Annotated in this window: 24 protein-coding genes and 1 pseudogene; 8 read left to right on the top strand and 17 right to left on the bottom strand. The window is 68.9% G+C overall.

Annotation, left to right across the window (positions count from 1 at the left end; all coding sequences use genetic code 11):
• Positions 1-168: 168 nt before the first annotated feature.
• A complete protein-coding gene (locus tag ABT352_RS37430; RefSeq protein WP_350949781.1) occupies positions 169-381 on the top strand; it encodes a biotin/lipoyl-binding carrier protein in 213 nt (70 codons plus the stop codon).
• On the opposite strand, the gene ABT352_RS37425 is transcribed toward ABT352_RS37430, so the two are convergent.
• Positions 371-769, bottom strand: coding sequence for a thioesterase family protein (locus ABT352_RS37425; protein WP_350949780.1), 399 nt, complete (start codon positions 767-769; stop codon positions 371-373). The two genes, ABT352_RS37430 and ABT352_RS37425, sit on opposite strands and share 11 nt — an antisense overlap.
• Between ABT352_RS37425 and bsaP the strand changes: the two genes are divergently transcribed.
• Positions 768-977 carry a biotin synthase auxiliary protein BsaP gene (gene bsaP, locus ABT352_RS37420; RefSeq protein ID WP_350949779.1) on the top strand — a complete coding sequence of 70 codons (210 nt, stop codon included), beginning with the start codon at positions 768-770 and terminating at the stop codon, positions 975-977. The genes ABT352_RS37425 and bsaP overlap by 2 nt on opposite strands.
• 325 nt (positions 978-1302) lie before the next feature.
• A complete protein-coding gene (locus tag ABT352_RS37415; RefSeq protein WP_350949778.1) occupies positions 1303-3003 on the top strand; it encodes a serine/threonine protein kinase in 1701 nt (566 codons plus the stop codon).
• Here ABT352_RS37415 and ABT352_RS37410 read toward each other — a convergent pair.
• The 6 genes and pseudogenes from ABT352_RS37410 to ABT352_RS37385 form a co-directional block, all read right to left on the bottom strand.
• A pseudogene (locus ABT352_RS37410) lies at positions 3000-3206 on the bottom strand (IS481 family transposase); the annotation flags it as partial. The gene ABT352_RS37415 and the pseudogene ABT352_RS37410 overlap by 4 nt on opposite strands.
• A gap of 124 nt (positions 3207-3330) precedes the next feature.
• Positions 3331-4983, bottom strand: coding sequence for an acetolactate synthase (locus ABT352_RS37405; protein WP_350949777.1), 1653 nt, complete (start codon positions 4981-4983; stop codon positions 3331-3333).
• A 426-nt stretch (positions 4984-5409) separates the two neighbouring features.
• Entirely contained in the window at positions 5410-6405 is a 996-nt protein-coding gene (gene bioB, locus ABT352_RS37400) for a biotin synthase BioB (protein WP_350949776.1), read from the bottom strand.
• Between the two features lie 37 nt (positions 6406-6442).
• Positions 6443-7165 (bottom strand): dethiobiotin synthase, encoded by a 723-nt coding sequence (gene bioD, locus ABT352_RS37395; RefSeq protein ID WP_350949775.1) that lies wholly within the window; start codon positions 7163-7165, stop codon positions 6443-6445.
• Between the two features lie 32 nt (positions 7166-7197).
• Positions 7198-7917, bottom strand: a complete 720-nt coding sequence (locus ABT352_RS37390) for a GntR family transcriptional regulator (RefSeq protein WP_350949774.1) — start codon at positions 7915-7917, stop codon at positions 7198-7200.
• Positions 7914-9074, bottom strand: a complete 1161-nt coding sequence (locus ABT352_RS37385; RefSeq protein ID WP_350949773.1) for an 8-amino-7-oxononanoate synthase — start codon at positions 9072-9074, stop codon at positions 7914-7916. Before ABT352_RS37385 ends, ABT352_RS37390 begins: the two co-directional genes overlap by 4 nt.
• A 68-nt stretch (positions 9075-9142) precedes the next feature.
• Here ABT352_RS37385 and ABT352_RS37380 point away from each other — a divergent pair, with 68 nt between their 5' ends.
• Complete coding sequence (locus tag ABT352_RS37380) at positions 9143-10606, top strand: sensor histidine kinase (protein WP_350949772.1); 1464 nt, start codon at positions 9143-9145, stop codon at positions 10604-10606.
• Positions 10607-10741: 135 nt separating this feature from the next.
• On the opposite strand, the gene ABT352_RS37375 is transcribed toward ABT352_RS37380, so the two are convergent.
• Together ABT352_RS37375 and ABT352_RS37370 are read right to left on the bottom strand one after the other, a co-directional pair.
• Positions 10742-10996 carry a WhiB family transcriptional regulator gene (locus ABT352_RS37375; RefSeq protein ID WP_350949771.1) on the bottom strand — a complete coding sequence of 85 codons (255 nt, stop codon included), beginning with the start codon at positions 10994-10996 and terminating at the stop codon, positions 10742-10744.
• A gap of 280 nt (positions 10997-11276) precedes the next feature.
• Positions 11277-12236, bottom strand: coding sequence for a diacylglycerol/lipid kinase family protein (locus tag ABT352_RS37370; protein WP_350949770.1), 960 nt, complete (start codon positions 12234-12236; stop codon positions 11277-11279).
• Between the two features lie 178 nt (positions 12237-12414).
• Here ABT352_RS37370 and ABT352_RS37365 point away from each other — a divergent pair, with 178 nt between their 5' ends.
• Complete coding sequence (locus ABT352_RS37365; RefSeq protein WP_350949769.1) at positions 12415-12810, top strand: hypothetical protein; 396 nt, start codon at positions 12415-12417, stop codon at positions 12808-12810.
• On the opposite strand, the gene ABT352_RS37360 is transcribed toward ABT352_RS37365, so the two are convergent.
• The 3 genes from ABT352_RS37360 to sodN form a co-directional block, all read right to left on the bottom strand.
• Entirely contained in the window at positions 12807-13586 is a 780-nt protein-coding gene (locus ABT352_RS37360; RefSeq protein ID WP_344893659.1) for an RNA polymerase sigma factor SigF, read from the bottom strand. The genes ABT352_RS37365 and ABT352_RS37360 overlap by 4 nt on opposite strands.
• A gap of 17 nt (positions 13587-13603) precedes the next feature.
• Positions 13604-14029 carry an ATP-binding protein gene (locus ABT352_RS37355; RefSeq protein WP_350949768.1) on the bottom strand — a complete coding sequence of 142 codons (426 nt, stop codon included), beginning with the start codon at positions 14027-14029 and terminating at the stop codon, positions 13604-13606.
• A 337-nt stretch (positions 14030-14366) separates the two neighbouring features.
• The gene (sodN, locus tag ABT352_RS37350; protein ID WP_350949767.1) at positions 14367-14768 is read right to left on the bottom strand and encodes a superoxide dismutase, Ni; all 402 of its coding nucleotides are present in this window, start codon (positions 14766-14768) and stop codon (positions 14367-14369) included.
• A 90-nt stretch (positions 14769-14858) separates the two neighbouring features.
• On the opposite strand from sodN, the gene ABT352_RS37345 reads away from it, so the two are divergent.
• A complete protein-coding gene (locus ABT352_RS37345; RefSeq protein ID WP_350949766.1) occupies positions 14859-15161 on the top strand; it encodes a S24 family peptidase in 303 nt (100 codons plus the stop codon).
• A 106-nt stretch (positions 15162-15267) separates the two neighbouring features.
• On the opposite strand, the gene ABT352_RS37340 is transcribed toward ABT352_RS37345, so the two are convergent.
• On the bottom strand, positions 15268-15798 hold the full coding sequence (locus ABT352_RS37340) for a CGNR zinc finger domain-containing protein (protein ID WP_350949765.1): 531 nt from the start codon (positions 15796-15798) through the stop codon (positions 15268-15270).
• A 269-nt stretch (positions 15799-16067) separates the two neighbouring features.
• Between ABT352_RS37340 and ABT352_RS37335 the strand changes: the two genes are divergently transcribed.
• Together ABT352_RS37335 and ABT352_RS37330 are read left to right on the top strand one after the other, a co-directional pair.
• Positions 16068-17270, top strand: coding sequence for an NAD(P)-dependent malic enzyme (locus tag ABT352_RS37335; protein ID WP_350949764.1), 1203 nt, complete (start codon positions 16068-16070; stop codon positions 17268-17270).
• A gap of 316 nt (positions 17271-17586) precedes the next feature.
• A complete protein-coding gene (locus ABT352_RS37330) occupies positions 17587-18945 on the top strand; it encodes an NsdA family TPR-like regulatory protein (protein ID WP_350949763.1) in 1359 nt (452 codons plus the stop codon).
• Positions 18946-19206: 261 nt separating this feature from the next.
• On the opposite strand, the gene ABT352_RS37325 is transcribed toward ABT352_RS37330, so the two are convergent.
• The 4 genes from ABT352_RS37325 to ABT352_RS37310 all read right to left on the bottom strand — a co-directional run bounded on the left by ABT352_RS37325 (position 19207) and on the right by ABT352_RS37310 (position 25497).
• Positions 19207-20754, bottom strand: coding sequence for a trypsin-like serine peptidase (locus ABT352_RS37325; protein WP_350949762.1), 1548 nt, complete (start codon positions 20752-20754; stop codon positions 19207-19209).
• A 490-nt stretch (positions 20755-21244) separates the two neighbouring features.
• Positions 21245-22405, bottom strand: a complete 1161-nt coding sequence (locus ABT352_RS37320) for a trypsin-like serine peptidase (protein ID WP_350949761.1) — start codon at positions 22403-22405, stop codon at positions 21245-21247.
• A gap of 125 nt (positions 22406-22530) precedes the next feature.
• Entirely contained in the window at positions 22531-23721 is a 1191-nt protein-coding gene (locus tag ABT352_RS37315; protein WP_350949760.1) for a trypsin-like serine peptidase, read from the bottom strand.
• A gap of 216 nt (positions 23722-23937) precedes the next feature.
• Complete coding sequence (locus tag ABT352_RS37310) at positions 23938-25497, bottom strand: trypsin-like serine peptidase (protein WP_350949759.1); 1560 nt, start codon at positions 25495-25497, stop codon at positions 23938-23940.
• Positions 25498-25872: the final 375 nt, after the last annotated feature.

Genomic DNA, 25872 nt, shown 5'->3' with positions numbered 1-25872 from the left:
CGCCGAGCCGCCGGAACGGCACTGGAGCGGCACTGGAGCGGCGCTGGAACGGCAGGAGTGACAGGAGTTCGGCGGCGGAAACTACGACTCGGGACTGGTGCCCTCCTAGGCGGGCGTGATCAGCTTTTTCTGACACAGTTGAGAGACGTTGAACGATGGGAGTTTCCGGTGGTCGAGATCCGCGCTGAGATGGTGGCGAGTGTCTGGAAGGTCCTCGTGTCCGAGGGTGACCCCGTCGAGGACGGCGACACCCTGGTCATCCTTGAGTCGATGAAGATGGAGATCCCGGTCCTCACGGAGGACGCCGGCGTGATCTCCCAGCTGAAGGTCGCCGAGGGCGACGTCATCCAGGAGGGCGACCTGATCGCCGTTATCGAGTAGTCCCACCGTCGCGGGCGAGCCGGGCGAGGAAGCGCTCACGGTCGACGACCACGCGCTCGATCGTTCCCGAGGCGACGACGGATGTCCGGTCGCGGGCGGTGAAGCCGAAGACCAGGCGGCGCCCGTCGACCTCGGTGAGCTCGACGGCGATCTCGACATGCGTGCCGACCGGGCTGGCCTCCAGGTGCTCCAGAAAGACGCGGGTGCCGACGGAGGTCTGGCCCGGAGTCAGGGCACCCGCGACCGCCTGGACGGTGGCCCGCTCGGCGAGGGCGAGCAGGCGGGGGGTGGCGAGCACGGGGACGTCACCGCTGCCGACCTTCGTCGCGGTGTCCTCTGTTTCCACCATGATGAGCAGCCGTGCCTGCAGACCGGGAGCGAGCGTCATGCGCGTCAGCATAGGGTCTGGTCTCGTGACCTCGTACTGCGACCACTGCGGGCGCCCGGAGGGTGAGGCAGACCACACCGCGTGTCTGTCGGCCCGCGCGATGGAGCCACCCCGCTACTGTTCTCGCTGCCGCCGCCGGATGGTGGTGCAGGTGACCCCCGGCGGCTGGTCCGCGCGCTGCGCCGAACACGGCACCACGAGCGGCTGACGCCGCCCGCTTTCACCCCGACTCACACGTTCTTTGCCGAGCCTTGTAGGATTTTGCGGAGTTCGTCCCGGATGTCTTGGGGTGACGCCGTGGCGCCCGCGTTGATTGTTTCCTCTGTGATTTTCGGGCGGCTTTGGGCGCAAGAGCCTGCAAGGTGGATAAGTACGCCTAAAAGTGCTGGGTTTTGTGCGATGCTACGGCACGCATCTCGTTTGTGAGCCATGCGGCATGCAGGGTTTCGTTACAGCGCCGTGATGGTGCCGCGACGCGGATCCGCTTTGTTGGAGAGCTCTGAGGTAGGAGTGAAGAGGGTTACGGGGGAGCCATGGTGGCCCAGGGCACGACGCTGGCGGGGCGGTATCGCCTGAGCACCCGCATTGGGGCCGGCGGTATGGGCGAGGTGTGGAAGGGCGAGGACATCGTCCTGGCTCGCACCGTCGCCGTGAAGGTGCTGCTTCCCGGCCGTACCGACGACCCGGGCTTCCTGGTTCGCTTCCAGGGCGAGGCCAGGGCGATGGCGACGATCAACCACCCCGGGGTCGTCGACGTGTACGACTACGGGGTTCACGAGGTGCCCGGCGCGGGGGCGACGGCATACCTGGTGATGAAGTTCGTCGACGGCGAGCCGCTCGACCGCCTGCTCGGGCGGCTGCGGCGCATCGCCCCCGGGGCCGCGATGGACCTCATCGCCCAGGCCGCCTCGGCGCTGCAGGCGGTCCACGACCAGGGCATCGTCCACCGGGACATCAAGCCGGGCAACCTGCTGGTGCGGTCGGACGGCACCCTCGTGCTCACCGACTTCGGCATCGCCAGATCCGACTCCGCCAGCCGGCTGACGGACGCGGGCATGGTGCTCGGCACCGCCGCCTACTGCGCGCCCGAGCAGGCCGAGGGCGCGCCCGTGACACCGGCCGTCGACATCTACGCGCTGGGCGTGGTGGCGTACGAGTGCCTGGCCGGGCAGCGCCCGTTCGACGGCGACACGCCCGTCACGATCGCGCTCAAGCACATCCGCGAGACGCCGCCGCCGCTGCCGCCGGACGTTCCGCCCGCGGTGAGGGCACTTGTGGAGCGCTCCCTCGCCAAGGATCCGGCCCGGCGCTTCCCCAGCGCCGCGGCGATGAGCGCCGCCGCCAGGCAGGCCGCCTTCGGCACGGAGGGCGGCGACACGCTGTCGGCGTCCGCGCGGCAGGCGGGGCCGCCGGAGACCGGCTGGCAGACGCAGGCCCCCCAGGGCGGTCCGCAGGAACAGACCGGCTGGCAGGGGCAGGGATCGGCCGTTCCGCAGACGGGCTGGCAGGGAGCCCAGAGTCCGGCGGGAAACTGGCAGGGCGCCCAGCCTCCGACCGGTGGTTGGCAGGGAGGCGCGCAGCATTCCGCCTCGCCGACGGTGGGATCCGAGGCGGTCGCGCAGGGCCGCGGGCGCCGCGGCGCGCAGAAGCCGCGGCGCAGGAGTGTGCTGGTCGCGTCGTCGGCGGTCGCGGCCGTGATGTGCGCGGGTCTCGTCGCGGTGGCGATCAACGGGATGGCGGCCTCCAAGGAGACAGCGAGTTCCGTGGAGCCGCCGGTGGCCACACCCACCGTCGACGAGACGAAGCCGCCGACGGTGAGGCACACCCGCAGGACGCTCACGCCCACCCCGACGGTGACGCGGCCGACCAGACGCACCCCCACCCCGAAGCCCGCCGAGGAGGACGAGCCGCCGACGCCCACCCCGACGGTAACGAAGCCGCCGAAACCGACTCCGACCCCGACCCCGACCCCGACTCCGACGCCGCTGCCGAAGAAGAGGGTCCCCGGCACCGTCGGCATGAAGCCGGAGGCGGCGGAGGCGGCGCTCAAGCAGGCGGGCTTCAAGGTGAAGCGCACCTACAGCGCCGACGTCAAACCCGAGCACTGCACCGAGGTGGTCGAGTCCCTTCCGGCCGCGGACACGATGTGGGACCCGTCCAAGCCGGTGGAGATCATCATCGCCCCCGTGCACTGTCCGCCGACGCCCACCCCGACGGCGACGGGCAAGCCCTAGCCGTATCGACCCGCGGGGTTGTCGACGTGGGTGATCGGTGGCCGGTCTCCGAGTGCGGTGTGGCATCGATGGTGGTTGCCGGTGTGCGGAAACTCCTTCAGAGCCGCTGTGCGCTCGTCGTTGCCGGCGTAGGGCCGTGCAGGTAAGGCCCGTTCGTCCAGCGAAGCGTTATTGCCGTTGGTCTGCGGACGGCAGGGGCGTGTGTCGGAGCACTCCTCCGAGGCGCGACGACGACGGGCGAGCCTCGATTTCGGGTGGTGTGCCGACAGGCTCGCGCACCGGAGAAGACCTCTTCGGTCCTGCGTGCGCGAGCCCGGTGGCGCTCCTTCAGATGCCCGTGGTCTGCCGGGGGTAGGCCACCGAGGGGTCGGTGGCGATGTTGACCATGTAGGGGATACCGGAGTCGAACGCGCGGCGCAGGGCCGGGCCGATCTCCGACGGGTCGGTGACGAGCTCGCCACCGCCGCCGAGGGCGGTCACCACCTGGTCGTAGCGGCACTGCGGCTGCAACTCGGCGGCCACGTCGTAGCCGTAGAGCATCTGCATGGGGTGCTTCTCCAGGCCCCACATGCCGTTGTTGCCGCAGATCATCACGACGGGCAGGCGGTGCCGCACGAGCGTGTCGACGTCCATCAGCGAGAAGCCGGCCGCGCCGTCGCCGAGCAGCAGCACCACCTGCGAGGAGGGACGGGCGATCCTGGCGGCGATGGCGTAGCCCAGGCCCGTGCCCAGGCAGCCGTACGGGCCCGGGTCGAGCCAGTTGCCCGGCTGCCGGGGCTCGACGTACTTGCCCGCGTACGAGACGAAGTCGCCGCCGTCGCCGATCACCACGGCGTCGTCGGCGAGGACCTTGCCCAGCTCCCCGTAGATGCGCATCGGGTGGATCGGGTCGGACGCGGACTCCAGCAGGTCGACGTCGGCGGCGATGGCGGCCGAGGCGGCCTCGGACAGCTGCGCGACCCAGGGCGTGTAGGTCTTGGGAGAGACGCCCGCGTTGGCGCAGGCCGCGCCGAGGCTCCAGAAGAGCAGCGAGAGGTCGCCGGCGGCGACGGCGGCGGGATCCATGTGCGTGGTCAGCTGTGACGGCGCGTCGGCCAGGTGCACGACCTTGGCGAGCGGGGCGCCGTCCTTGCCGCCGAACCAGCCGTAGCCGAGGCGGAAGTCGATCGGGGCACCCGCCACGATCACCAGGTCGGCCTGCGAGAACGCCATTCCTCTCGCCCGGGTGACCAGCAGCTCGTGACCGGCGGGCAGGATGCCGCGGCCCTGGCCGTTGGGGACGACCGGCAGGCGGTACTCCTCGACGAAGCTCCTCGCGACCTCCTCGGCGCGGTCCATCCACACGTCGGAGCCGAGCACCAGCACCGGGTGCCGGGCCTCGGCGATCAGCTGGGCGATCGAGGCGAGCGCGTCGGGGTCGGGCTCCAGCGGGGACGGGGTCAGCGTCTCGGGGGCCTCCTCGAGCGGAGGCGCGGCCGAGAAGAGGTGATCCATGTGGAAGTCGAGGAAGACGGGGCCGCGGTGCGGGGCGAGGGCGGTACGGAAGGCCATCTCCACGTCCTGGGCGATGGAGTCGGCGCCGGAGCCGGTGAAGGCCAGCTTGGTGATGGGGGCGAACAGCGGCGGGTGGTCGATCTCCTGCAGCGCGCCCGACCCCCAGCGCGACTGCGGGGCACGGCCTCCCATGACCACGACGGGGGAGCCGTTGAAGTGCGCGGTGGCCACCCCGCTGACGCCGTTGGTGATGCCGGGGCCCGCGGTGAGTACGGCCAGCCCGGGTTTGCGCGTCAGCCGTGCGGTCGCCTCCGCGGCGAAGACGGCGCTCTGCTCGTGGCGGACATCCAGGATGGGCATGCCCTCGTGGACCGCACCGTCGTAAAGCGGGAAGATATGCCCGCCGGACAGGGTGAACATGGTCTCGATGCCGTATGCCTTGGAGACGGCGACCGCTATGTCACCTGCGTGCTTGGGAGACTCCATATCGCGCAACCTACCAGTCAGTCACTTAGCCGGACAGGGATTGTTCTCCCTGCCCCGATCCCATCGCCTAATGCGGCCGGCACATATCGCGTCTGTCGGGAATCGAACCGCCCAACGCCTGGTGGCGGGCGCCTTACGGGCCGTACGGGATCGACGGGGGTTCGGTACCGGCCGGAGCGCGGACTCACCGGGGTGGGACGGAGATCGACGGGGAGTCCGGTACGGGCGGAGGGCGCACCCGCCGGGATGGGTGAGACCCGGCGGGGTGGGGTGAGACCCGGCGGGAGTCCCGCGCGGGCCGGGTGAGATCCGGCTCGCGGGGACCTTCGCGTCTCCGCGAGTCCGCGCGAAGCTCAGGGGGCAGCCGGGTCCGCGAGGCGGACCAGCCCTCGTCCGCGAGCCCGTCATCCGCGAGCCCGCGCGAGGTCAGAGGGTGTCGGAGAGCGCCTTGATGGGCATCTTGAGGTCCACCAGCAGGCCGAGGTCGGCTTCGGCCGTACGGCCGAGGGTGGTCAGGTAGTTGCCGACGATGATCGCGTTGATGCCGCCGAGCATGCCCTCACGGGTGCCCAGGTCGCCCAGGGTCAGCTCGCGGCCGCCCGCGTAGCGCAGGATCGTGCGGGGCAGCGCGAGCCTGAAGGTGGCGATCGTCCGGAGCGCCTCCGGCCCCTCCAGCAGCGGGAAGGACTCGAAGGGGGTGCCGGGGCGCGGGTTGAGGAAGTTCAGCGGGACCTCGTCGGGCGCCAGCTCGCCGAGCTGGCCGGCGAACTCGGCCCGCTGCTCCCGGGTCTCGCCCATGCCGACGATGCCGCCGCAGCACAGTTCCATCCCGGCCTCGCGCACCATCAGGCAGGTGTCCCAGCGCTCCTCCCAGGTGTGGGTGGTGACGACCTTCTCGAAGTGCGACCTCGCGGTCTCCAGGTTGTGGTTGTAGCGGTGCACGCCCATCTCGGCCAGTTCGTCGACCTGCTCCTGGGTGAGCATGCCGAGCGAGCACGCCACGTTGATGTCGACCGCCTCGCGGATCGCCTTCACCCCCTCGCGGACCTGGTCCATCAGGCGCCGGTCGGGACCCCGTACGGCGGCCACGATGCAGAACTCGGTGGCACCGGTCGCCGCGGTCTCCCTCGCGGCCTCGACCAGCGAGGGGATGTCGAGCCAGACGGCGCGGACCGGGGAGGAGAACTGCCCGGACTGCGAGCAGAAGTGGCAGTCCTCCGGGCAGCCGCCGGTCTTGAGGGAGACGATGCCCTCGACCTCCACCTCCGGGCCGCACCACTTCATCCGCACCTCGTGGGCGAGGGCGAGCAACTCGTCGAGACGGTCGTCGGGCAGCTCCAGGCAACGGAGCGCCTGCGCCGCGTCGAGCCCGCGGCCCTCCTCAAGCACCTGCGTCCGGGCGATCTCGAGGATGTCGCTCATCTGATACCTCCAGCGGGGAGATGGGCCGCGGCTACGGCTACGGGGAAAGCCTAAGGGTGGCCCGGAAGGAGGCGGGGTCGAAGCCCCCACCCAGCGTGGGGCCCAGTCCCGCGCGGGCCGCGCGGGCGAAGGCGTCGCGCTCCAGCAGCCCGGCTCGCTCGGGGAGGGCGCCCGCCAGCGGCCGGGCGGCCAGCATCTCCAGGTCCGCCACGTTGCTCCGCTCGGCGAGGCCGGGCTCGGCCGGCCAGGAGCCGATCACCACCCCGGCGGGCTCCAGCCCTCGGTGGGCCATCGCCTCCAGCGTCAGCGCGGTGTGGTTGAGGGTGCCGAGGCCGGCCCTGACCACCAGGAGGACCGGTGCCGAGAGCGCGCGGGCGAGGTCGGCGAGGGTCGCCCCCTCCTCGTCGAAGCGGACGAGCAGCCCGCCCGCACCCTCGACGATCACCAGTCGGTGCGAGGAGGCCAGCTCCTCGATCCGGGCCGCGGCCCGCGCGACGGAGACCGGCGGCAGGCCGGACAGGCGGGCCGCCGCCGCGGGGGAGAGCGCGGCGGGATACCTGGCCAGCTCGAAGGTCGTCCCCACCCCGGACAGCCGGATGACGTCGTCCATGTCGCCGGGGTCGGCGCCGGACACCCCGGTCTGCGCGGGCTTCACCACCGCGACCGAGGAGCCCCGCTCCCTGGCGAGCGAGGCCACCGCCGCGGTGACGACGGTCTTTCCCACCCCGGTGTCGGTCCCGGTGACCACGAGAATGCTCACCTGTCTCACCTTAGGCGCGGCTCGGGTTTGCCTCAGGGGCGGCGCAGGCGGGTGATGAACTTGTAGCGGTCTCCCCGGTACAGCGACTGGGCCCACTCGACCGGGTTGCCGTCCGCGTCGAAGGCGTGCCGGGTGAGCAGGAGCATCGGCAGGCCGACGTCCACACTGAGCACCTGCGCGTCGTACGGGGTGGCGAGCACGGTCTCTATGATCTCCTCGGCGTCGGTCAGCCGCACGTTGTACGCGTTGTACAGCGTCTCGTACAGCGAGGAGTGCATCTCCAGCTCCCGCCTGAGGCGGGGAAAGCGCCGGGCCGACAGGTGGGTGGTGTCGATCGACATCGGCTCGCCGTTGGCCAGGCGCAGCCGGTGCAGGCGCAGCACGCGGCCGCCGGCGTTGATCGCCAGGCGGCGGGCGAGCGCCTCGTCGGCGGTGACGTAGCTGATGTCGAGGATCTTGGTGTCGGGTTCGAGGCCGACGGTCCGCAGGTCCCCGGTGTAGGAGGTGAGCTGGAGGACCTGGGCGACCTTGGGTTGTGCGACGAACGTCCCCTTGCCCTGGATGCGCACCAGGCGGCCCTCGACCACGAGCTCGGACAGGGCCTGGCGCACGGTCGTGCGCGACGTCTCGAAGCGGACCGCGAGGGCCCGTTCCGGTGGCAGGGCGCTGCCTGCGGGCAGGCTCTTGGTGAGGCTGAGCAGGCTGCGCTTGACGTCGTAGTATTTCGGGATCCGCGGGGAGTCGTCGCTCACATGGTCACCTTCATCTCGGCCACGGCGGTGAGTGCACCCCGGATCACCGCTAGATCATCGGAACTCAGATTGGCCCGTGCCGTCAACCGCAGGCAAGAGCGGCCGACCGGCACCGAAGGCGGCCGGAAGCATCCGGCGCGCACCCCGTGTTCCGCGCAGACGAGGGCGGCCCGAAGCGCGGTCTCGGGCGGGCCGAGCACGATGGGGACGACCGCGCCCGCCGGATCGCCGGTCTCCAGGCCGAGATCGCGGGCCATCGCGGCCAACTCCCTCGCCCTGGTCCGGACAAGTCCCGGCAGTTCGGGCTGATGGTGAAGGATATCGACGGCGGCGAGTGCCGCCGCCACACTGCCCGGCGCGAGCCCGGTGTCGAAGATGAACGAGCGTCCCGTGTCCACGAGGGTCTGGATCACCTCGGGCGCGCCGAGCACGGCTCCGCCCTGCGATCCCAGGGACTTCGACAGTGTGATCGTTCTCACAACACCCGGTTCGGCCGCGAGCCCCGCGGCGTGCACCGCGCCCTGCCCACGAGCGCCGACGACCCCGATCGAGTGCGCCTCGTCGACGATCAACAGCGCGCCCTGGCGCACCGTCGCCGCGTGCAGTTCCTCAAGCGGCGCCAGGTCGCCGTCCACGGAGAAGATCGCGTCGGTGACCACGATCGCGTGCTCCTCGTCCCGGTCGGCGAGCGCCTTCTCCACCGCCACCGTGTCCCGGTGCGGAGCGACCACGACCCGTGAGCGCGACAGCCGGCAGGCGTCCACGATGGAGGCGTGGTTGCCCGCCTCGGAGACCACCAGGGCGTCCCTGCCCAGGGCCGCGACGGCGGCCAGGTTGGCCAGGTAGCCGGAGGAGAACACCAGGGCGCCCCGCGCGTCGGTGAAGGCGCGCAGGCGCGCCTCCAGGCGCGCGTGCAGGGCCGTGGAGCCCGTGACCAGGCGGGAGCCCGTGGAACCCGTGCCCCAGGCGCGGGTGGCCTCCACGGCCGCCTCGACCAGCCGCTCGTCCCTGGCCAGGCCGAGGTAGTCGTTGGAGGCCAGGTCGATCAGGCCGTCGTCGTCGGGTGTGCGGGCGCGCAGGACCCGACGCAGTCCCGCCGCCTCCCTCGTGGCCGCCGCCGTGCGGAACCGGGCCAGTGGGTCGGGGGTCTGCTCCATAGGCGGCATCTTTCCAGCCGGACTCACCCGATTCGCGTTCGGGCCTGCAAAGAACGCATGATGCACGGGTGCCGACTCTAAGCGACCTGGCGGTTCGTCACACCGCGCTCGACGATGCGGACCTTGAGTGGATGCACTCGCTGGTGTCCGACTGGCAGCTCCTCGCCGACCTTTCCTTCGCGGACCTGATCTTGTGGATCCCCCTGAAGGAGGGCACGGGCTGGATCGCGATCGCGCAGATGAGGCCCACCACGGGGCCGACGGTCTACCACGACGACATCGTGGGCATGACGGCGGCCAAGGGGGAGAGGCCGCTCCTGGAGACCGCCTGGAACGAGCGGCGCATCTGCCGCGAGGGCGATCCCGACTGGTCGAGCGGGGTGCCGGTCCGCGAGGAGACCATTCCGGTGCGGAGGGCCGACCACTTCCTGGGCGTCATCCAGCGCTCGACGAACCTCTCCTCCGCGCGCACCCCCTCCCGGTTGGAGCTGACCTACCTGCAGAGCGCCTCCGACCTGGCCCAGATGGTGGCCGAGGGCCGTTTCCCGTTCTCCGGCGCCGAGCCGATCCTGGTCCGCTCGCCGAGGGTGGGCGACGGGCTGCTCAGGCTCGACCGGGCGGGCCGTGTCACGTACGCCTCGCCGAACGCGCTGTCGGCCTACCGGCGGCTGGGCCTCAACGCCGATCTGGTCGGCGCGGAGCTGGGCCGTACGACCGCGACGCTCTGCTACTCCGACGAGCCCATCAACGAGAACCTGATGCTCGTCGCGAGCGGGCGGGAGCCCAAGGAGACGGAGGTGGAGTCGGGCGGCACGGTGGTGCAGCTGCGGGCGATCCCGCTGGTCGTCGGCGGCGGGAGGATCGGCGCGCTGGTGCTCATCAGGGACGTGACCGAGCTGCGGCGCCGCGAGCGGGAGCTGATGACCAAGGACGCCACCATCAAGGAGATCCACCACCGGGTGAAGAACAACCTGCAGACCGTGGCCGCGCTGCTGCGACTCCAGGCCAGGCGGATGCAGCTGCCGGAGGGCAGGGAGGCGCTGGAGGAGGCGGTGCGCAGGGTCGGGTCGATCGCGATCGTGCACGAGACGCTCTCGCACACGCCCGAGGAGCAGGTCGACTTCGACGACATCGCCGACCGGGTGATCGCGATGACGGGGGAGGTCGCGGCCCCTGAGGCGCAGGTGGTGCCGTCCCGCGTCGGGGCGTTCGGGGTGTTGCGCTCGGAGATCGCGACGCCGCTCGCGATGGTCCTCACCGAACTGCTGCAGAACGCGGTTCAGCACGGGCTGGCGCACCGTCAGGGCAAGCTCCAAGTGATCGTGTCACGCGGGGCCGAGCGGCTGGATGTGATCGTGTCCGACGACGGCAGCGGGCTGCCGGAGGACTTCGATCTCGACCAGGCCACCAGTCTCGGCCTGCAGATCGTCCGTACCCTGGTGGTGGGCGAGCTGTCCGGGCGTCTCGCCATCGAGCCACGCCAGGGAGGCGGGACCGAGGTGAGCCTGAGCATCCCCCTCCCCGCGGTCTGAGCGGGGGAGGGGGAGCACGTCGGGTCGCGTTCTCGCGAGGGGACGTGCTTGTCGCCCGAGGCGGAAAGAGGGCTCACCGGGTCGGGGACGTGCTCGTCGCCCGGCCGGGGGAGACGGAAGGGTGGGCGCGGAGGGTCAGACGCTCGCGCGGGCGCGGGCACGAGCCGTGCGTCGCTTGAGCGCGCGTCGCTCGTCCTCGCTCAGGCCGCCCCAGACACCGGCGTCCTGCCCGGATTCCAGGGCCCACTTCAGGCATGCTTCGCTGATGCTGCACGTACCGCAGACCTGCTTGGCTTCCTCGATCTGCATCAGGGCGGGGCCGGTGTTGCCGATCGGGAAGAACAGCTCGGGGTCCACGTCACGGCAGGCGGCTCGGTGGCGCCAGTCCATGCGTCCACTCCTTCGTATGAGGAGCCCTTGCGTCGGCTCCAGCGGCTCACTTTGTGAAGGGTTTCACTAATCAGCGCGAACGGATCCCCGGTCCGTGGTCCGGATCGGGGGACTGTCCGCTTGATCGCCGGTGGCCTGGGAGCGAGGTGGCCGCTCAAAGGTCCTACGTTCCGACGTCATCTTGAGATTGTCAGCCACGCTTAGTACACGCAAGAGGTTTGGGGGAACGTTTTGCCTGAAATGGATGTCGGATGCGTCACACAGGCTCGCACGTAACCGATTAGACCAAGACCTGTAACGCGTCGGGGATAGAACGGAACGTTATTCGTTCGACCTCTCCCAGGTAGTCGCCGTCCAGCTGGAACGCCACGGGGCGCCCGGCGCTCAGGGTGAACTCCTTCTCGTCGTGGAGCTGCACCAGGTGGCGACCCGTCGGCAGCGTGTCGCGCTCACCGAGGATCTGGGGCATCAGCTGGAGCATGAAGGGCAGGCCGAGACGCTGCAGGCCCAGGAGGTCGAGCCCGGTCTCGAAGCTCGCCCACGGGGTCGGGGAGACCGGCCGAGGGCCGATGTAGGACCACGGGGAGGTGTTGGAGACGACGGCCATGAAGATGCCGCCGGTCCGCGGCACCTCGGGGCCCTCGACGGTCATCGGCGGGTGACGTTTGTCGGTCGACAGATAGTGGTGTAACGCGGTGTTCACATAGCGGGTGGGTGTCGCCTTGCGGCCGGTGCCCCGCATCCCCTCGACCGCCCTGATCACCTCGGCGTCGTACCCCAGACCACTACAGAACGTGAAATATCTACTGTGGTCACCCCAGATCGCCTGACCGAGTCCGACGGTCCGCCTCCGGTCGTCGCGGATCGCCTCCAGGATCGCCCCCATCGCCTCGACCGGGTCGTTCGGCAGGCCCAGGGCCCTCGCGAAGACGTTCGCGCTGCCACCGGGGATCGCGAGCAGCGCGGGCCTGTCGATCGAGCTGCCCTCGTCGCCGGCCTTGCCGTCCACCGGGTCGAGCAGCCCGTTCACCGCCTCGTTGATGGTGCCGTCACCGCCCAGCACGGCCACCGCGTCGTAGCCGGAGGCGTGCGCCTTGCGGGAGAGCCGCATCGCGTGCCCCCGGTAGGCCGTCTCCTCGACGGTGAGGTTCATCGTCGCGCTCAGCGCTCTGATGAGAACGTCCCTGGTTCGCTGGTTGGTCGTCGTCGCCTTCGGATTCACCAGGAGCATCGCGCGCATGACCTCAGCGTATCCGCCGGAAACCGGGCTGAGGCGGCGGAAGGAGAAGGCCGATGCGCGGGGACGGAGAACGGCGTGGGGAGACTGTGAGGGGACTGCAGGAGAACTGCGGGGGACGGGGAACGGGGCCGGGGTGGGGGAAGAGCCGGGCGGCCATACCCGGCGATAGGGTTGCCCCGTGTCGAACCGTCCGATGACCCTCACCGTCGCCGCCGCCGTCATGGCACTGGAAGGCGCGACCGTCCTGCTCCTCGGCGGCTACGCCGGAGTGGAGACGGTGATCGGCCGGCCGTCCGACCTGATGACCTCGATCGCCGTCGCCGCGTTCGGGATCATCATCGGCGCGGCCCTGCTCTGGGTCGGCTGGGGAATGCTCCACTCGGAGCGATGGTCGCGGAGCCCGGGGGTGCTGACGCAGATCTTCGCCATCCCGGTCTCGGTCACGATGATCCAGTCCGACCAGCGGGTGATCGGCGTCTCGCTGATCCTCCTCGCGGTGATCGGACTGGTCACGCTGCTGTCCCCGCCGACGACACACGCCCTCTACGGAGACCACGACCAGCCCCCTCGCTAGTCGTCGACGGTGAGGCCCTCCCGGAGCTGGGCGAGGGTCCTGGCGAGCAACCGGGACACGTGCATCTGGGAGATGCCGAGCTCGGTGGCGATCTGCGACTGCGTCATGTTGCCGAAGAAACGCAGCAGCAGGATCCGCTTCTCACGCGGGGGCAGCCGCTCCAGCAGGGGCTTGAGCGACTCGCGGTATTCGACGCCCTCCAGGGAGTCGTCCACGATCCCGAGGGAGTCGGCCACCGCCGGCGCGTCGTCGTCGCCGGAGTCGGGCGCGTCGAGGGAGACCGTGGAGTAGGCGTTGGCCGACTCCAGCCCTTCGAGCACCTCCTCCTCGCTCATCTTCAGGAACGCGGCCAGCTCGGCCACGGTCGGCGCGCGCCCCTCCCGCTGGGAGAGCTCGCTGATCGCCTTGGTGAGCGAGAGTTTGAGCTCCTGCAGGCGGCGCGGCACGCGGACCGCCCAGCCCTTGTCGCGGAAGTGGCGTTTGATCTCGCCCACGATCGTCGGGGTCGCGTAGGTGGAGAACTCCACCCCGCGGCCGAGATCGAAGCGGTCGATCGACTTGATCAGCCCGATGGTCGCGACCTGGGTGAGGTCGTCCAGCCACTCACCCCGGTTGCGGAACCGGCGGGCGAGGTATTCGACGAGGGGAAGGTGGAGCTCGACGAGCTCGTCGCGAATGCGCTGACGCCGCGGGTCGTCGGAGGTCAACTCCACCAGTTCCGCGAAGAGCAGGCGCGCACGCACCCGGTCGGGCACCGCGTGGTCGCTGGCGGCCATGGCACGAGTCCTTTCCGTCACGCCGGCCTCGCCGCGCCTCGGCGCTTGCGGAGGACGATCGCCATACGGTCGGGGGAGTCGGTTACGGCATCCACATCGTCAGCCAGGGCGGTGAGCACCATCCACGCGAAGTCGTCGCGCTTCGGAGGGGTGCTCCCCACTGTGCTGACCTCGACCCGCACTTTCATCAGCTGCCCGGTGAGCTCGAACTCGGCGGTCAGATCTGTGCCGGGAACAGCCTGGGTCAGCAGCATCGCACACGCCTCGTCGACCGCGATCCGAAGATCCTCGATCTCGTCCAGCGTGAAGTCCAGCCGTACGGCGAGTGCGGCTGTCGCCGTACGCAGCACGGACAGATAGGCGCTCGTCGCCGGCAGCCGGACGCTCACCACGTCACGGATCCCGCCCACGCCGACCGCGGGCGCCTCGGTGTGTTCGGTCACGTTCCTCCTCGCAGAGTCGCTGACTGCAACCTACAGCCCTGAGACGGTGGTTGGCCCGCTTGGACTCGCGATCGGGGCGATTTGCCACCGTCAAGAGCCCATGAAGATACGCAAATAGGGCACTGTTTTTAATGACGGCTCCGACGCATCGCGGTCCTGGGCGGTGGCCGTACGGCGCCGACGTGCCGGTGTTCGGCCCGCCGGACGACCGGCGTCGGGGCCGGACGCCGTGACGGCGGCCCTCCTCGCGGGCCCCGATCCGGATCAAGGGGGTGTCCCGGGGACGTTTCCTCGATCCGGATCACCGGTGCCCTCTCACGACATCGTTGTGAGGGTTTTAAGCGGCCTTGGTCTCCCAGAAGATCTTGGAGATGTCGTCGATCTTGCCGAGGAGCTCGTCGGCCTTGGCGACGTCGACCGTGCCCTTGCCGCCGGCCGCGCCCGCGAGCTTGGTGGCCTCCCAGAACAGCTGGTGCAGCTGCGGGTAGGTCTCCAGGTGCGGGGGCTTGAAGTAGTCGGTCCACAGCACCCACAGGTGGTGCTTGACCAGCTCGGCCCGCTCCTCCTTGATGGTGAGCGCGCGGGAGCGGAAGACCGGGTCCTCGTTCGCCGCGTACTTCTCCATGATGGCCTTGACGGACTCGGCCTCGATGCGGGCCTGGGCCGGGTCGTACACACCGCAGGGCAGGTCGCAGTGCGCGGAGGCGATGTGCTTGGGGCGCATAAGTCGTGCGAGCATCGGAAATCCTTCCTTGATGCCAGGTTCAGAATGGTCCGGTTAACGACCTTACTCGTCTCCGAATGCCCGCGTGGGAGGGGGTTACGCTCGATGAGAGTCCGTGTCGCGGGCGAGTCGATGTTGCCCGCGTTGCGGCCGGGAGACTGGCTCTGGGTGCGGCGCGGCGCGGTCGTGCGGCCCGGTGACCTGGTCGTCGCCCGGCTGCCGTCCGACCCCGCCGTGCTCATCGTCAAGCGCGCCGCGTGGGAGGCGGACGGCGGTTGGTGGCTGGAGAGCGACAACCAGCGCGCGCCGGGGCGGCGCGACAGCTGGGACTTCGGGGCGCTGCCCGCGTCCGCGATCGTCGGCCGGGTGGTGCTGCGCTACTGGCCGGGCCTGTGGCGGGCCGGGTAGGCCGTCCGGCGGCTCTGGTGGGACGGTCCCCTGACCCTGACCGGATTTTCCTGGTTTCCGCTGGTCGGGACGGCTGTTCCCCGCGGGGGTTTCCCGGTCGGAGCCGCTAGCCGACGACCTTCTGGCGGGCACGGTAGGCGGCGACGTTGGCCCGGCTGGCGCACCGCTCGGAGCAGTAGCGGCGCGACCGGTTGGAGGAGGTGTCGAGATAGGCCCTGCGGCAGGGCGGCGCCTGGCAGAGGCCGAGCCGGTCGACGCCGAGGTCGGTGATCATGGTGGCGAGTCCCATCACCGCGCCCACCGCGTACTGGTCGGCCATCCGGCCCCCCTCGGTGAGGTGCATGTGCCAGCGCTCGCCGTCGTGACCGGAGATCTGCGGCTGGACCGGGTGGTGGATGAGCAGCGAGTTGAGCCGGTCGACCACCGCCTCCTCGTCGCCGGCCTCCGCGGTCTCGAACACGATCATCAGCTCCTCGCGCAGGTCGCGCAGGGCCTCCAGGTCACTCCTGGTGATCCGGCAGCCTGGCCGGTAGCGGCCGCCCTCTTCCAGAAGCAGACGCAGCCCTTCGAGGCCGGTGAGCCGGTCGGGGCTGTTGATCAGTAGTACGGCCAGCTCCGCGTAGGAGGTGAGGTCCATCTGGGGATCCGTCGATGTAAGAGGCGGCATGGATTTCGAGTATTACACGATGTGGTGAGGCTAACACCCGGACGGCGAAAGTGAGTGGACTTCCTCCAGCGGAGGCAGTCTCAACATGTGGCACAATCGAGCAACGGGTGACCCCCGTACCCCTCCTGGCGACCGTGCCCAGTGAGCAGGCCCCGAGCGGCTACCGAAGCCCGGGACGGCTCCTCCGGCCGCCTCCGAAGGAAACATCCGTCTGTCTGACATGAACTACAGGGGTCGCTGTGGCCGTCACGCCATCCTCCGTCTCTCTCGAATCTCTCGATGCCCTCGATCTGGATCCGGCCTTCGCCCTGCACCGCGGCGGCAAGCTGGAGGTCCGCTCCACCGTCCCGGTCCGCGACGCCGACGACCTGGCACTCGCCTACACGCCGGGTGTGGCCAGGGTCTGCAGCGCGATCGCCGACGAGCCCGAGCTGGCCAAGGACTACACCTGGATCTCCAACGTGGTCGCCGTGGTCTCCGACGGCACCGCGGTGCTCGGTCTCGGAGACATCGGGCCCGCCGCCGCCATGCCGGTGATGGAGGGCAAGGCGCTGCTGTTCAAGCAGTTCGCGAACGTCGACGCGGTGCCCATCTGCCTCGACTGCACCGATGTGGACGCGCTGGTCGAGACGATCGTCCGGCTCGCCCCCTCCTTCGGCGGGATCAACCTCGAGGACATCAGCGCGCCCCGCTGCTTCGAGGTCGAGGCGCGGCTGCGCGAGATCCTCGACATCCCCGTCTTCCACGACGACCAGCACGGCACCGCGATCGTCGCGCTGGCCGCGCTGAAGAACGCCGCACGGCTGACCGGCCGCTCGCTGGGAGACCTGCGGGTCGTGGTCGCCGGCGCCGGCGCCTCCGGGATCGCGGTGAGCAGGATCCTCCTCAACGCCGGCATCGGCGACATCGCGGTCGCCGACTCCAAGGGGCTCATCCACGAGGGCCGCGACGGGCTCAACCCGATCAAGGAGGCCCTGGCGCGCGACAGCAACCGGGCGGGCCTGCGCGGTTCCACCGAGCAGGCGCTCGCGGGGGCCGACGTGTTCGTCGGGCTGTCGGGCTCGACGGTCTCGGAGGAGGCGATCGCGTCGATGGCCTCGGAGTCGATCGTCTTCGCGCTGTCCAACCCCACTCCCGAGGTGCGGCCGGAGATCGCGCGCAAGTACGCGCGGGTGGTCGCGACCGGCCGCTCCGACTTCCCCAACCAGATCAACAACGTGCTCGCCTTCCCCGGCGTCTTCCGCGGGGCGCTCGACGTGCGCGCCACCACGATCACCGAGAACATGAAGGTCGCCGCAGCCGAGGCGCTCGCCGGGGTGGTCGCGGACGACGACCTCTCGGCCGACTACGTGATTCCCAGCCCGTTCGACGAGCGCGTGGCCCCGGCGGTCATCGCCGCGGTCGCCGCGCAGGCCCGCGCCGACGGGGTCGCCCGCCTCTAGGAGACACCGCACAGGTCACGGACGGTTCCCGGAACGGTTCCCGGATCGGAGAGGTCGCTCGCCTCCGGGGGCACCTCGTCGGAGGGGCCGCTCGGCTCCAGGGACACCTCACCGGCAGCGTGATCACCGACGCCCCTCGCCCGAACGGCGAGGGGCGTCGGTGCTTTCCGGAAACCCCGACGTTCGTCACGGATCGTGCTATAAAAAGAGCCCTCAGTTACCTATGTACGTAAGGCGTGCATCAGGTGGCCGGTGCGCGCACGGCCGGATCGCGCGCGTCGTCGGCACGCAGACGGTTCTCGCGGTGAGGGGAGCTATGGAACGCGAGCCCAACCGACTACTCCAGAGGCTCATCGCCGAGGCGGGCTTCACCCACAAGGGGCTGGCCCGCCGGCTCAACGATCTCGGCGCGGCTCGTGGCCTGTCCGGTCTGAGGTACGACCACAGTTCCGTGCTGCGCTGGATCGCGGGCCAACGGCCCAGGGACCCGGTCACCGGACTGCTCGCCGAGATCTTCGCGCTCCGGCTCGGCAGGGCCGTGAGCCCCGAGGATCTCGGCCTGTCGGCCGTTCTGACGCCGCTCGACCTCGGGCAGGAGTTCGACCACACGTGGCAGGAGGGAATCTCGACCGTGACAGCACTGTGGCGCGGGGACGTGGAGAGACGCAGGTTCTTACTCGACTCCACCTTCGCGATCGGGGCCGGGTCCGCCGGGGCGGTGCGCTGGCTCACCCTTCCGTTGGAGGGCCGCCCCGAGGGGCAGGGCACCCGGCGCGTCGGCATGGACGACATCGCGGCGATCCGGGAGGTCACCCGGTCTTTCGGGGAGCTGGACAACAGGTTCGGCGGCGGAAGAGTCCGTCCCGCTGTCGTGAAATATCTGGACACGTCGGTCGCGCCGCTCCTCGCCGACGGCTCGTACGCCGAGAACACCGGCAAGGCGCTGGCCTCGGCCGCCGCCGAGCTGACCCGGCTGGCCGGATGGATGGCCTACGACCTGGAGCAGCACGGCCTGGCCCAGCGCTACCTGATCCAGGCACTGCGCCTGGCGCGCGGGGCGGGCGACCACGGGCTCGGCGGCGAGATCCTCGCGGGGATGAGCCACCAGGCCGTATACATAGGACAGCCCGCCCACGCGCTCGACCTGGCCAGGGCGGCCCAGCTCTCGGCCCGGCGGGCGGGGATCTTCGCGCTGCTCGCCGAGACGCACGTGCTGGAGGCCCACGCGCACGCGGCACTGGACGACCGCGCGGCGTGCGCGAGCTCCCTCCACGAGGCCGAGCTCTCCTTCGACCGGCGCAGGGCCGGCCACGAGCCCGACTGGATCTCCTACTTCGACGAGGCCTACCTGGCGGCGAAGATCGCGCACTGCTTCCGGGACCTGGGAGACGGGCCGGGCACGGTGGGGCACGCGAGACGCTCGCTGGAGATGGACGGGCGCTACGTACGCGGGCGGATGTTCAACCTGTCGCTGCTCTCGGCCGGACTGCTCGCCTCGGGGGAGCTGGAGGAGGCCTGTTCCGTCGCGGTGGAGGCGCTGGAGCTGGCGAAGGGCCTGGAGTCGGCCAGGACGCGGTCCTACGTCGCCGACCTGCGGCGTAGGCTGGAGCCCTACGCCGCCGAGCGGCCGGTGGTGGAGCTGAACGAGCGGGTGAGGGAGCTCGACTCCGCCTGAGCTCGATCTTCACTGAGCGCCGTCCCGTTGGCGCGGCCCTCGTGAGGAGGTTCTTGTGAAGGGGGAGAGGCGTTCTCTCAGAGGCCGGCTGCTGTCTGCACGCTCGGGGAGCCCGCTGCGAGAAGACCGGATTCGGTGGGGGAATGGCCGAGGGGGGTCCGGCTGGTGCCGGACCCCCCTCGGGTGATGCTTTGGGTGGAGCTGGTGTTGCTGTGGGTCTGAGGTTTGGACCCTCAGGCCCGGGTGATCGTCAGGAAGCTACTACTTCTTGATGATCGAGCCCGACCACACCGCGGCGGCCTTCTTGTAGATGACCGCGGTCTCACCGTCGAAGTACGGCGAGGTGATGAGGTCGTAGCGACCGTTGCTGTCCTGGTCACCGAAGAGGCTGGTGACACCGTTGACGTAGCCCAGACGCTTGGCGTTGCTGTACTTGGCGAGCCAGGGGCCACCGTCGGCGCCGGGGGTGAAGGAGCTCTTGAGGCCAACGTGCTCCTCAACCTTCGTGGCGGCCTGGACGTACTTCTGGGCGTTGGTCTTGCCGTAGGTCCACTTCGGCGTAACGCCGGTGTAGGCCTTGTTGCCGTCGGGGTGCGCGTCGGCCGGGTAGCCGAACACGAACACCGTCTGCTGGGGCTTCTGGTTCCAGGTGAAGCCCTGGCCGCCGACGTTGTCACCGAGCTTGCCGGCGTCGGTGATCGGGGTGATGAAGTGGCGGAAGATCACGTACTTGACGGACGCGGTCTCCTTGACGTACTTCACGACGAAGTACTCGGTGATGGTGTAGTTGCCCTTACCATCGGTCGCCTTGTAGCCAAGACCCTTGTAGGCGTCGTACTCGGTCTTGGTCACGTCGAGCTTCTTGGTGTACCACTGGGTACCGGTAGCGGGACGCTTGGCGGCCTGCTGCGGGGAACCACCGGCGAGGGGGTTCTCGCCCGGCTTGAGGGCCGGAGCCTTCTCGTAGGCCCACTTGTCGACCTCGACCGGGAGGGCCTTGGCCTTGAAGTACTGCGGGCCGACCTCGTCGGACGCCTTGACGTCCTCGACCTTGCCGATGTAACCCTTCTGGGTCAGCTTGTCGTAGGTCTCGAAGTCCTTGACTTCCTCGGCCTTCTCGTACTTCTGGCCGTCGTAGGCCTGGAACTCCTTGTAGGTGACTTCCTTGGCGCCGCCACCGATCTGGACACCGTTGTACACGGTCACGAACGCGTAGTCGCGGTCGAAGTCCTCGTAGTTGGCGAAGTCGTAGTGCGTGTACGCCGTCTTACCGACGTAGATGCCCCACGGGGTCTTGCCCTGGTAGTAGCCGGGGACGAAGACCCAGTTGTCCATGACGCTGGCGTCGGCCTTGTCGTCGTAGACGCAGTGACCGGCCGTGGCGACCAGGTTGCGGTACTGCGACTGGATCGAGGTGGCCGAGCACCACTTCAGCGCGCCCTTGGAGTCAACGAAGAACACCTTGCCGATGGACTTCGGCAGGTTGATGTTCTTGACCTTCGCGGCGGCCTTCTTCTCTTCACCGGTCGGCTTGACCTCGCCGGGCTTGCCGTCGGGGGTGTAACCACCGCTGGCGTTCAGCTTCGGCGTGGCCTTGGTCTCCCAGGTGTAGGGGGTGGCCTTGGCCAGGTTGTTCGTGTGCTCGTTGGCCTTGGTCCAGAACTCGGCGACCTCAAGCGCGGACGGAGCGTCCTTGGCCAGGGTGTCGTAGGCCCAGTCCGGGGCGGCGTTGGCGGTGCCGGCCAGACCGGCGGCCAGCAGACCGGTGGCCAGAACGGCGCCACCGGCGGGGAGGAGGATGCGCTTCAAGGGAAACTCCTTGGTCTGATGTGGAACGCCTCTTGCGTCCCATGCGTCAGTAAAGGGATTGCCAGAAACATACAGCGCCGATCTTGAACACCGGAAGCCGGTTCGAGAGGGAAGAAGCGGGCCCGGCAGGCCGAGACCGTTTCGTGATGTTTAAGCACCCTTGATGCTGGTGTTGTGATTGAGGTTGGCTCGGGTTGTTTCCGCAGTTAGAGGTAAGTGTGAGGTGAAAGTAGCCAATGAAGTGTGGTCGGCTGGTTACAGTGAGTCATGATCGATATGTGATGCAGATCACATTGAGTTGATGGCACCGATTTCGTGGTGGGCACGTCTAAAGCGTTCACATCCGGTCGAAGAGACTTCCGGATCGCCCCGTGAAACGCTTTCTCGGCTCCGGAAATCCACTTCTTCACCCCCGGGAAACGGGTGCGGGACCCGGCGCTGCGCGCCGGGTCCCGCGAATGGTGAGAGAAAGCCTCTCAGGAGACGAGAGTCACCTGTAGAGCTCGCCGTTCGGGCCGACGATCCTGCCGGACCACACGTTGGCGGCCTTCTTGTAGATGTCGGCGGTCTCGCCGTCGAAGTACGGCGAGGTGATGAGGTCGTAGCGGTCGTTGCCGTCCTGGTCGCCGAACAGGCTGGTGACGCCGTTGACGAGCCCCAGGCGGGTGGAACTGCTGTACTGCGAGATCCACGGTCCGCCGTCGGCGCCCGGGGTGAGGGCGCCCTTGAGGCCGACGTGCTCCTCGACCTTGTGCGCCGCGGAGACGTACTCCTTGCCCGACGTCTTGCCGTACACGTACTTGGGCGTCACGCCGGTGTAGGGCTTGTTGCCGTCGGGGTGCGGGGCGGTGGGGTAGCCGAAGGCGTAGACGGTCTTGCCGGTCCTCTGGTTCCAGGTGAAGCCCTGGCCTCCGACGTTGTCGCCGAGACGGCCGACGTCCTTCGACAGCAGGATGTGGTAGCGCGAGCCACGTGACCACTTGGGGCCGCTGAACCCGTTGTACTCACGCTTGGTGACCTGCTTGACCCCGTTGAAGGCGACGCCGTTGTAGACCGTGACGAAGGCGTAGTCCTTGTCGTAGTCCTCGTAGTTGGCGAAGTCGTAGTGCGTCCACGCCGACTTGCCGACGTAGATGCCCCACGGGGTCTTGCCCTGGTAGTAGCCGGGGACGAAGACCCACTTGTCGAGGGTGTCGCTGTTGCTGCCCGGGTCGTAGACGCAGTGGCCGGCCGTGGCGACGAGGTTGCGGTACCTGCCCTGGATGGAGGTGGCCGAGCACCACCGGTACTGACCGTTGACGACGAAGAACACCTTGCCGATGGTCCTGGGCAGGTTGACGTTCTTGGCGGTCGACGGGGTGCCCTTCTGCGAGCCGGTCGGGCCGACGCTGCCGGGCCTGCCGTCGGGGGAGAAGCCGCCGCCGACCTTCATCTTCGGTGCCCCGGGATCGGGGTTGTAGACCGTCGCCCTCTTGAGGGCGGCGAAGTTCGAGGCCGCCCAGAAGTTGATGACCGAGATCGCCGAGGCGTTGTTCCTCGCCATCGGGTCGGTCGCCCAGTCGGGGGCCGCCTGGGCGGTGCCGACCAGGGTGGTGCTCAGCAGGGCGGTGGCGGCTGCGACGCCACCGAGGGGGAGAAGAGAGTGCTTCAAAAGACGAGCTCCTTGCGCTGCAACGTTCCCGGACATCCGGGAACTGCGGGACGACAAGCAACCTATGCAGCGATCGGCGGAGCAAACCCCGGATAAGGGTCTCTTAAGTCTCTCTTAAGGCGGAGTTATGTTCGGGGTGCCTGCTGGGTCGCGGCCCAGTGGTAGACGACGTAGGTCGACGCGATGAAGTACGGCGAGGAGATCCTGTCGAACCTGCGGTCGGTGTTGACGTCCCAGGCGAAGCTGTTGACGCCGTTGAGATAGCCGAGGCCGTTGCTGTAGGAGATCAGCCAGGGACCACCGCTCGCGCCGTTGGTGAAACCGCAGGTCAGCGCGATGCCCTGCTCGACCAGGCGGGTGGGGGCCTTCACCTTGATGGTGCGCCCGTCGCACCACTTCAGCCGCTGACCGTCGTAGGGCCGGTAGCCGTCGGGGTGCGGGGCGGCGGGGTAGCCGAAGGCGACCGTGGACAGGCCGGTGCCGCGGTTGGTCACCAGGCCCTGCCCGCCGACGTTGTCCTCCAGGCTCCCGACGCTCTCCATCTCGTAGCTGCCGGAGGTCTTGCCGGCCTTCCACCTGAAGCCGTCGTGCACGGTGACGAACGCGTAGTCGTAGTCGTAGTCGCCCTGGCCGACGAAGTCCTCGTGCAGGTTGAGCGAGTGACCGACGTAGATCCCGTACGGGGTGTTGCCCTTGTCGTAGCCGGGGATGAAGATCCAGTATTCGGCCTGGCTGCCCGACTTGGCGTCGTAGGCGCAGTGCCCGGCCGTCGCGACCAGATTGCGGTTGGCCGCCGCCACGGAGGAGGCGGAGCACCAGTAGTCCTTGGCGCCGATCCGGAAGAACACCTTGCCCACGGTCACCGGTGAGCCGCCGGAGGACGGGACCCGCTTCTTCGGGAGAGTGGGCTTGACGACCGGTGCGGCCTTCCCGGACGTGGTGGAGTTCTTCCCGCCGGTGGTCGCGCTGCTCTCCCCATTCCCGGACGCCGCGGCGGCCGTGGCGCTTCCCGGTGTGGCGCTCCCCGAGGGGCCACTGGAGGAGGGGGACGCGGAAGGGGGCGACGCGGAGGAGGGGGGATTGCCGGGCGTGGCCGGCACGTTGTCCATCGCCTGCTTGAGCCTGGCCGGGCTCCAGTACTCCGCGATCCGTTTCATGTCGGCGCTGCTCTTGGTCAGCGTGATCGAGGTGATCCCGTTGGGAGCCCCGTACATCGGGGCGGCCGCCGCGCTCCCGGCGAACGCGAACGTCACGGTCACACAGGCGGCGACCAGCCCGCCGAGTGTGGCTGTGAGCCGCCGAGCGCGGGAGGACATCGGGGGATCCTTTCCGGGGATCGGGGAGTTTCTGGTGGCTACCAGGGGCGTAAGGGGTGATTTTTCCAGATCAACTTGGTTTTGGGCAGTTCGTTGGACCGATCCGCTCTTACTCTGTTACCTGATCAGTGTGCCTGACGGTGTATAAGCACCCCGTGAAGGTGGAAAAAGGGGCCCGGTGTGCACCGGGCCCCCTCTCGTTCACGAAGCCTGTGCCTAGGCGGGAAGCTTCCCGGTCCAGAGGTTGGCGGCGTGCTTGTAGATGCCGTACGTCTCACCGTTGAAGTACGGGGTGGTGACGCGGTCGTAGCGCTTGTTGCCGTCGCTGTCGATCGTGAGGCTCACGACACCGTTGAGGTAGCCGGTCCGCTTGGCGTTCTTGTACTGCAGCAGGAAGGGTCCGCCGCTCGCGCCAGGGGTGAAGGCGCACTTGATCGCCTGGTGCTCCTCGGCCTTGTAGGCCGCCACGACGGGCGCGGCGGTGGTCGTGCCGTAGCACCACTTCTGGGTGTGACCGGAGTACGGCTTGTTGCCGTCGAGGTGGGCCGAGGTCGGGTAGCCGAACGTGAAGACCTTCTTGCCCAGCTTCTGGTTCCAGCTGAAGCCCTGGCCGCCGACGTTGTCGCCGAGACGGCCCGCGTCGGCCACCGTCGAGATGTAGTGACGGTAGATCACGTACTTCACGGACGCGGTCTTCTTGATGTACTTCACCACGAAGTAGTACGTGATGGTGTAGTTGCCCTTGGAGTCGACCTTCCGATAGCCAAGACCCTTGTAGGCGTCGTACTCGGTCTTGGTGACGTAGTCGACGCGGGTCTCGAGCTTGGAGCCGGACTTGGGCCAGTCGGACTGCGGCAGGTCCCTGCCCTTGAGGGTGACCTTGTCGTTCTTCAGGCCGTAGACCTCGCCGGTGACCTTCTCCCAGGTCCACTTGTCCGTCTCGGTGGCGACGGCGAGGGCGCCCTTGTACTGGGGGCCGACCTCGTCCTCGGAGGAGACGTCCTCGACCTTGCCCAGGCCGCCCTTCTGGGTCCACCTGTCGTAGGTCTCGAAGTCGACCGTGGTGGCCGACTCACGGCCGACGCCGCCCTTGTCCATGTGCGCCTTGAAGGTCTTGTAGTCGACCTCCTTCTCCGGCTGCTGCTTGATGCCGTTGTAGACGTTGACGAAGGCGTAGTCGTAGTCGTAGTCCTCGTAGACTGTGAAGTCGTCGTGGGTGTTGACCTTGGCGCCGACGTAGATGCCCCAGGGAGCCTTGCCCTGGTAGTAGCCGGGGATGAACACGAAGTTGCCGTACGGCTTGTTCGTGTCGGTGTCGTAGACGCAGTGGGCCGCGGTGGCGACCAGGTTGCGGAACTTCGACTGCACGGCGCTACCGGAGCACCAACGCTCCTTGCCCTTGTCGTCGACGAAGAAGACCTTGCCGACGGTGATGGGGAGGTTCACGTTCCGCGACTTGCCGGCGCTCTTGCCGCCCTCACCGGTCGGGGCGACGACGCCGGGCTTGCCGTCCGCGGCGGCCTTGGCGGCGCCCGTCTTGGTCAGCTTGGCGGAGACGGTGGAGTCGGCGGTGTAGGTCGACGCCGACTTGAGCTTCGATGCCGTCCAGTAGCCCGCGATGGCCTTCGCGTTACCGGAGGGGGTGAGGGCCGACGACTTGATGTCGGGGTCGGCCGTGCTCGCCTGTGCGGTGGCGGGGAGGGTGGCGCCGATCATCGTGGCGGCGGCGAGGGCACCGCCCACGGGGAGGATGAGGCGCTTGGCTCGGGAGTTCAATGAAGCTCCTTCTTTGTCATGGGTCGTCGCTCGGGACGGCAACCCACGCATGCGTAAAGAGACAAGAGGTGACCGTACTCGGTAAAGATGGGTTAAAAAGCTATAAAACGGGCAGTCAGTTGGACCGTTATGTTTTTGTTACAGAATCCATGGAACCGGGAACCCTCAGGGACCGTCTGATCTACTTCACCTTGATCGGGTCCTCCGCCGCAGGTCATGTGACCGTATGAACTGGGGAAACGCCGGGGCTGGTAGCCGTCTCACGAGTGCGGGAGAGGGCAGGCTGAGTCGCGGCATCCGCGTCACACGTCATCGGGGGATCTCATGCGGCGTCGTCTTCTCTGCCTGGCTCTCGCCGGCCTCCTCCAGTTCTCG

Origin of the sequence: Streptosporangium sp. NPDC000563 (assembly GCF_040299985.1) — a bacterium.
GTDB lineage: Bacteria > Actinomycetota > Actinomycetes > Streptosporangiales > Streptosporangiaceae > Streptosporangium.
Note: the sequence above shows the minus strand (reverse complement) of the source record. Positions and strands in the feature narration are given on the sequence as shown.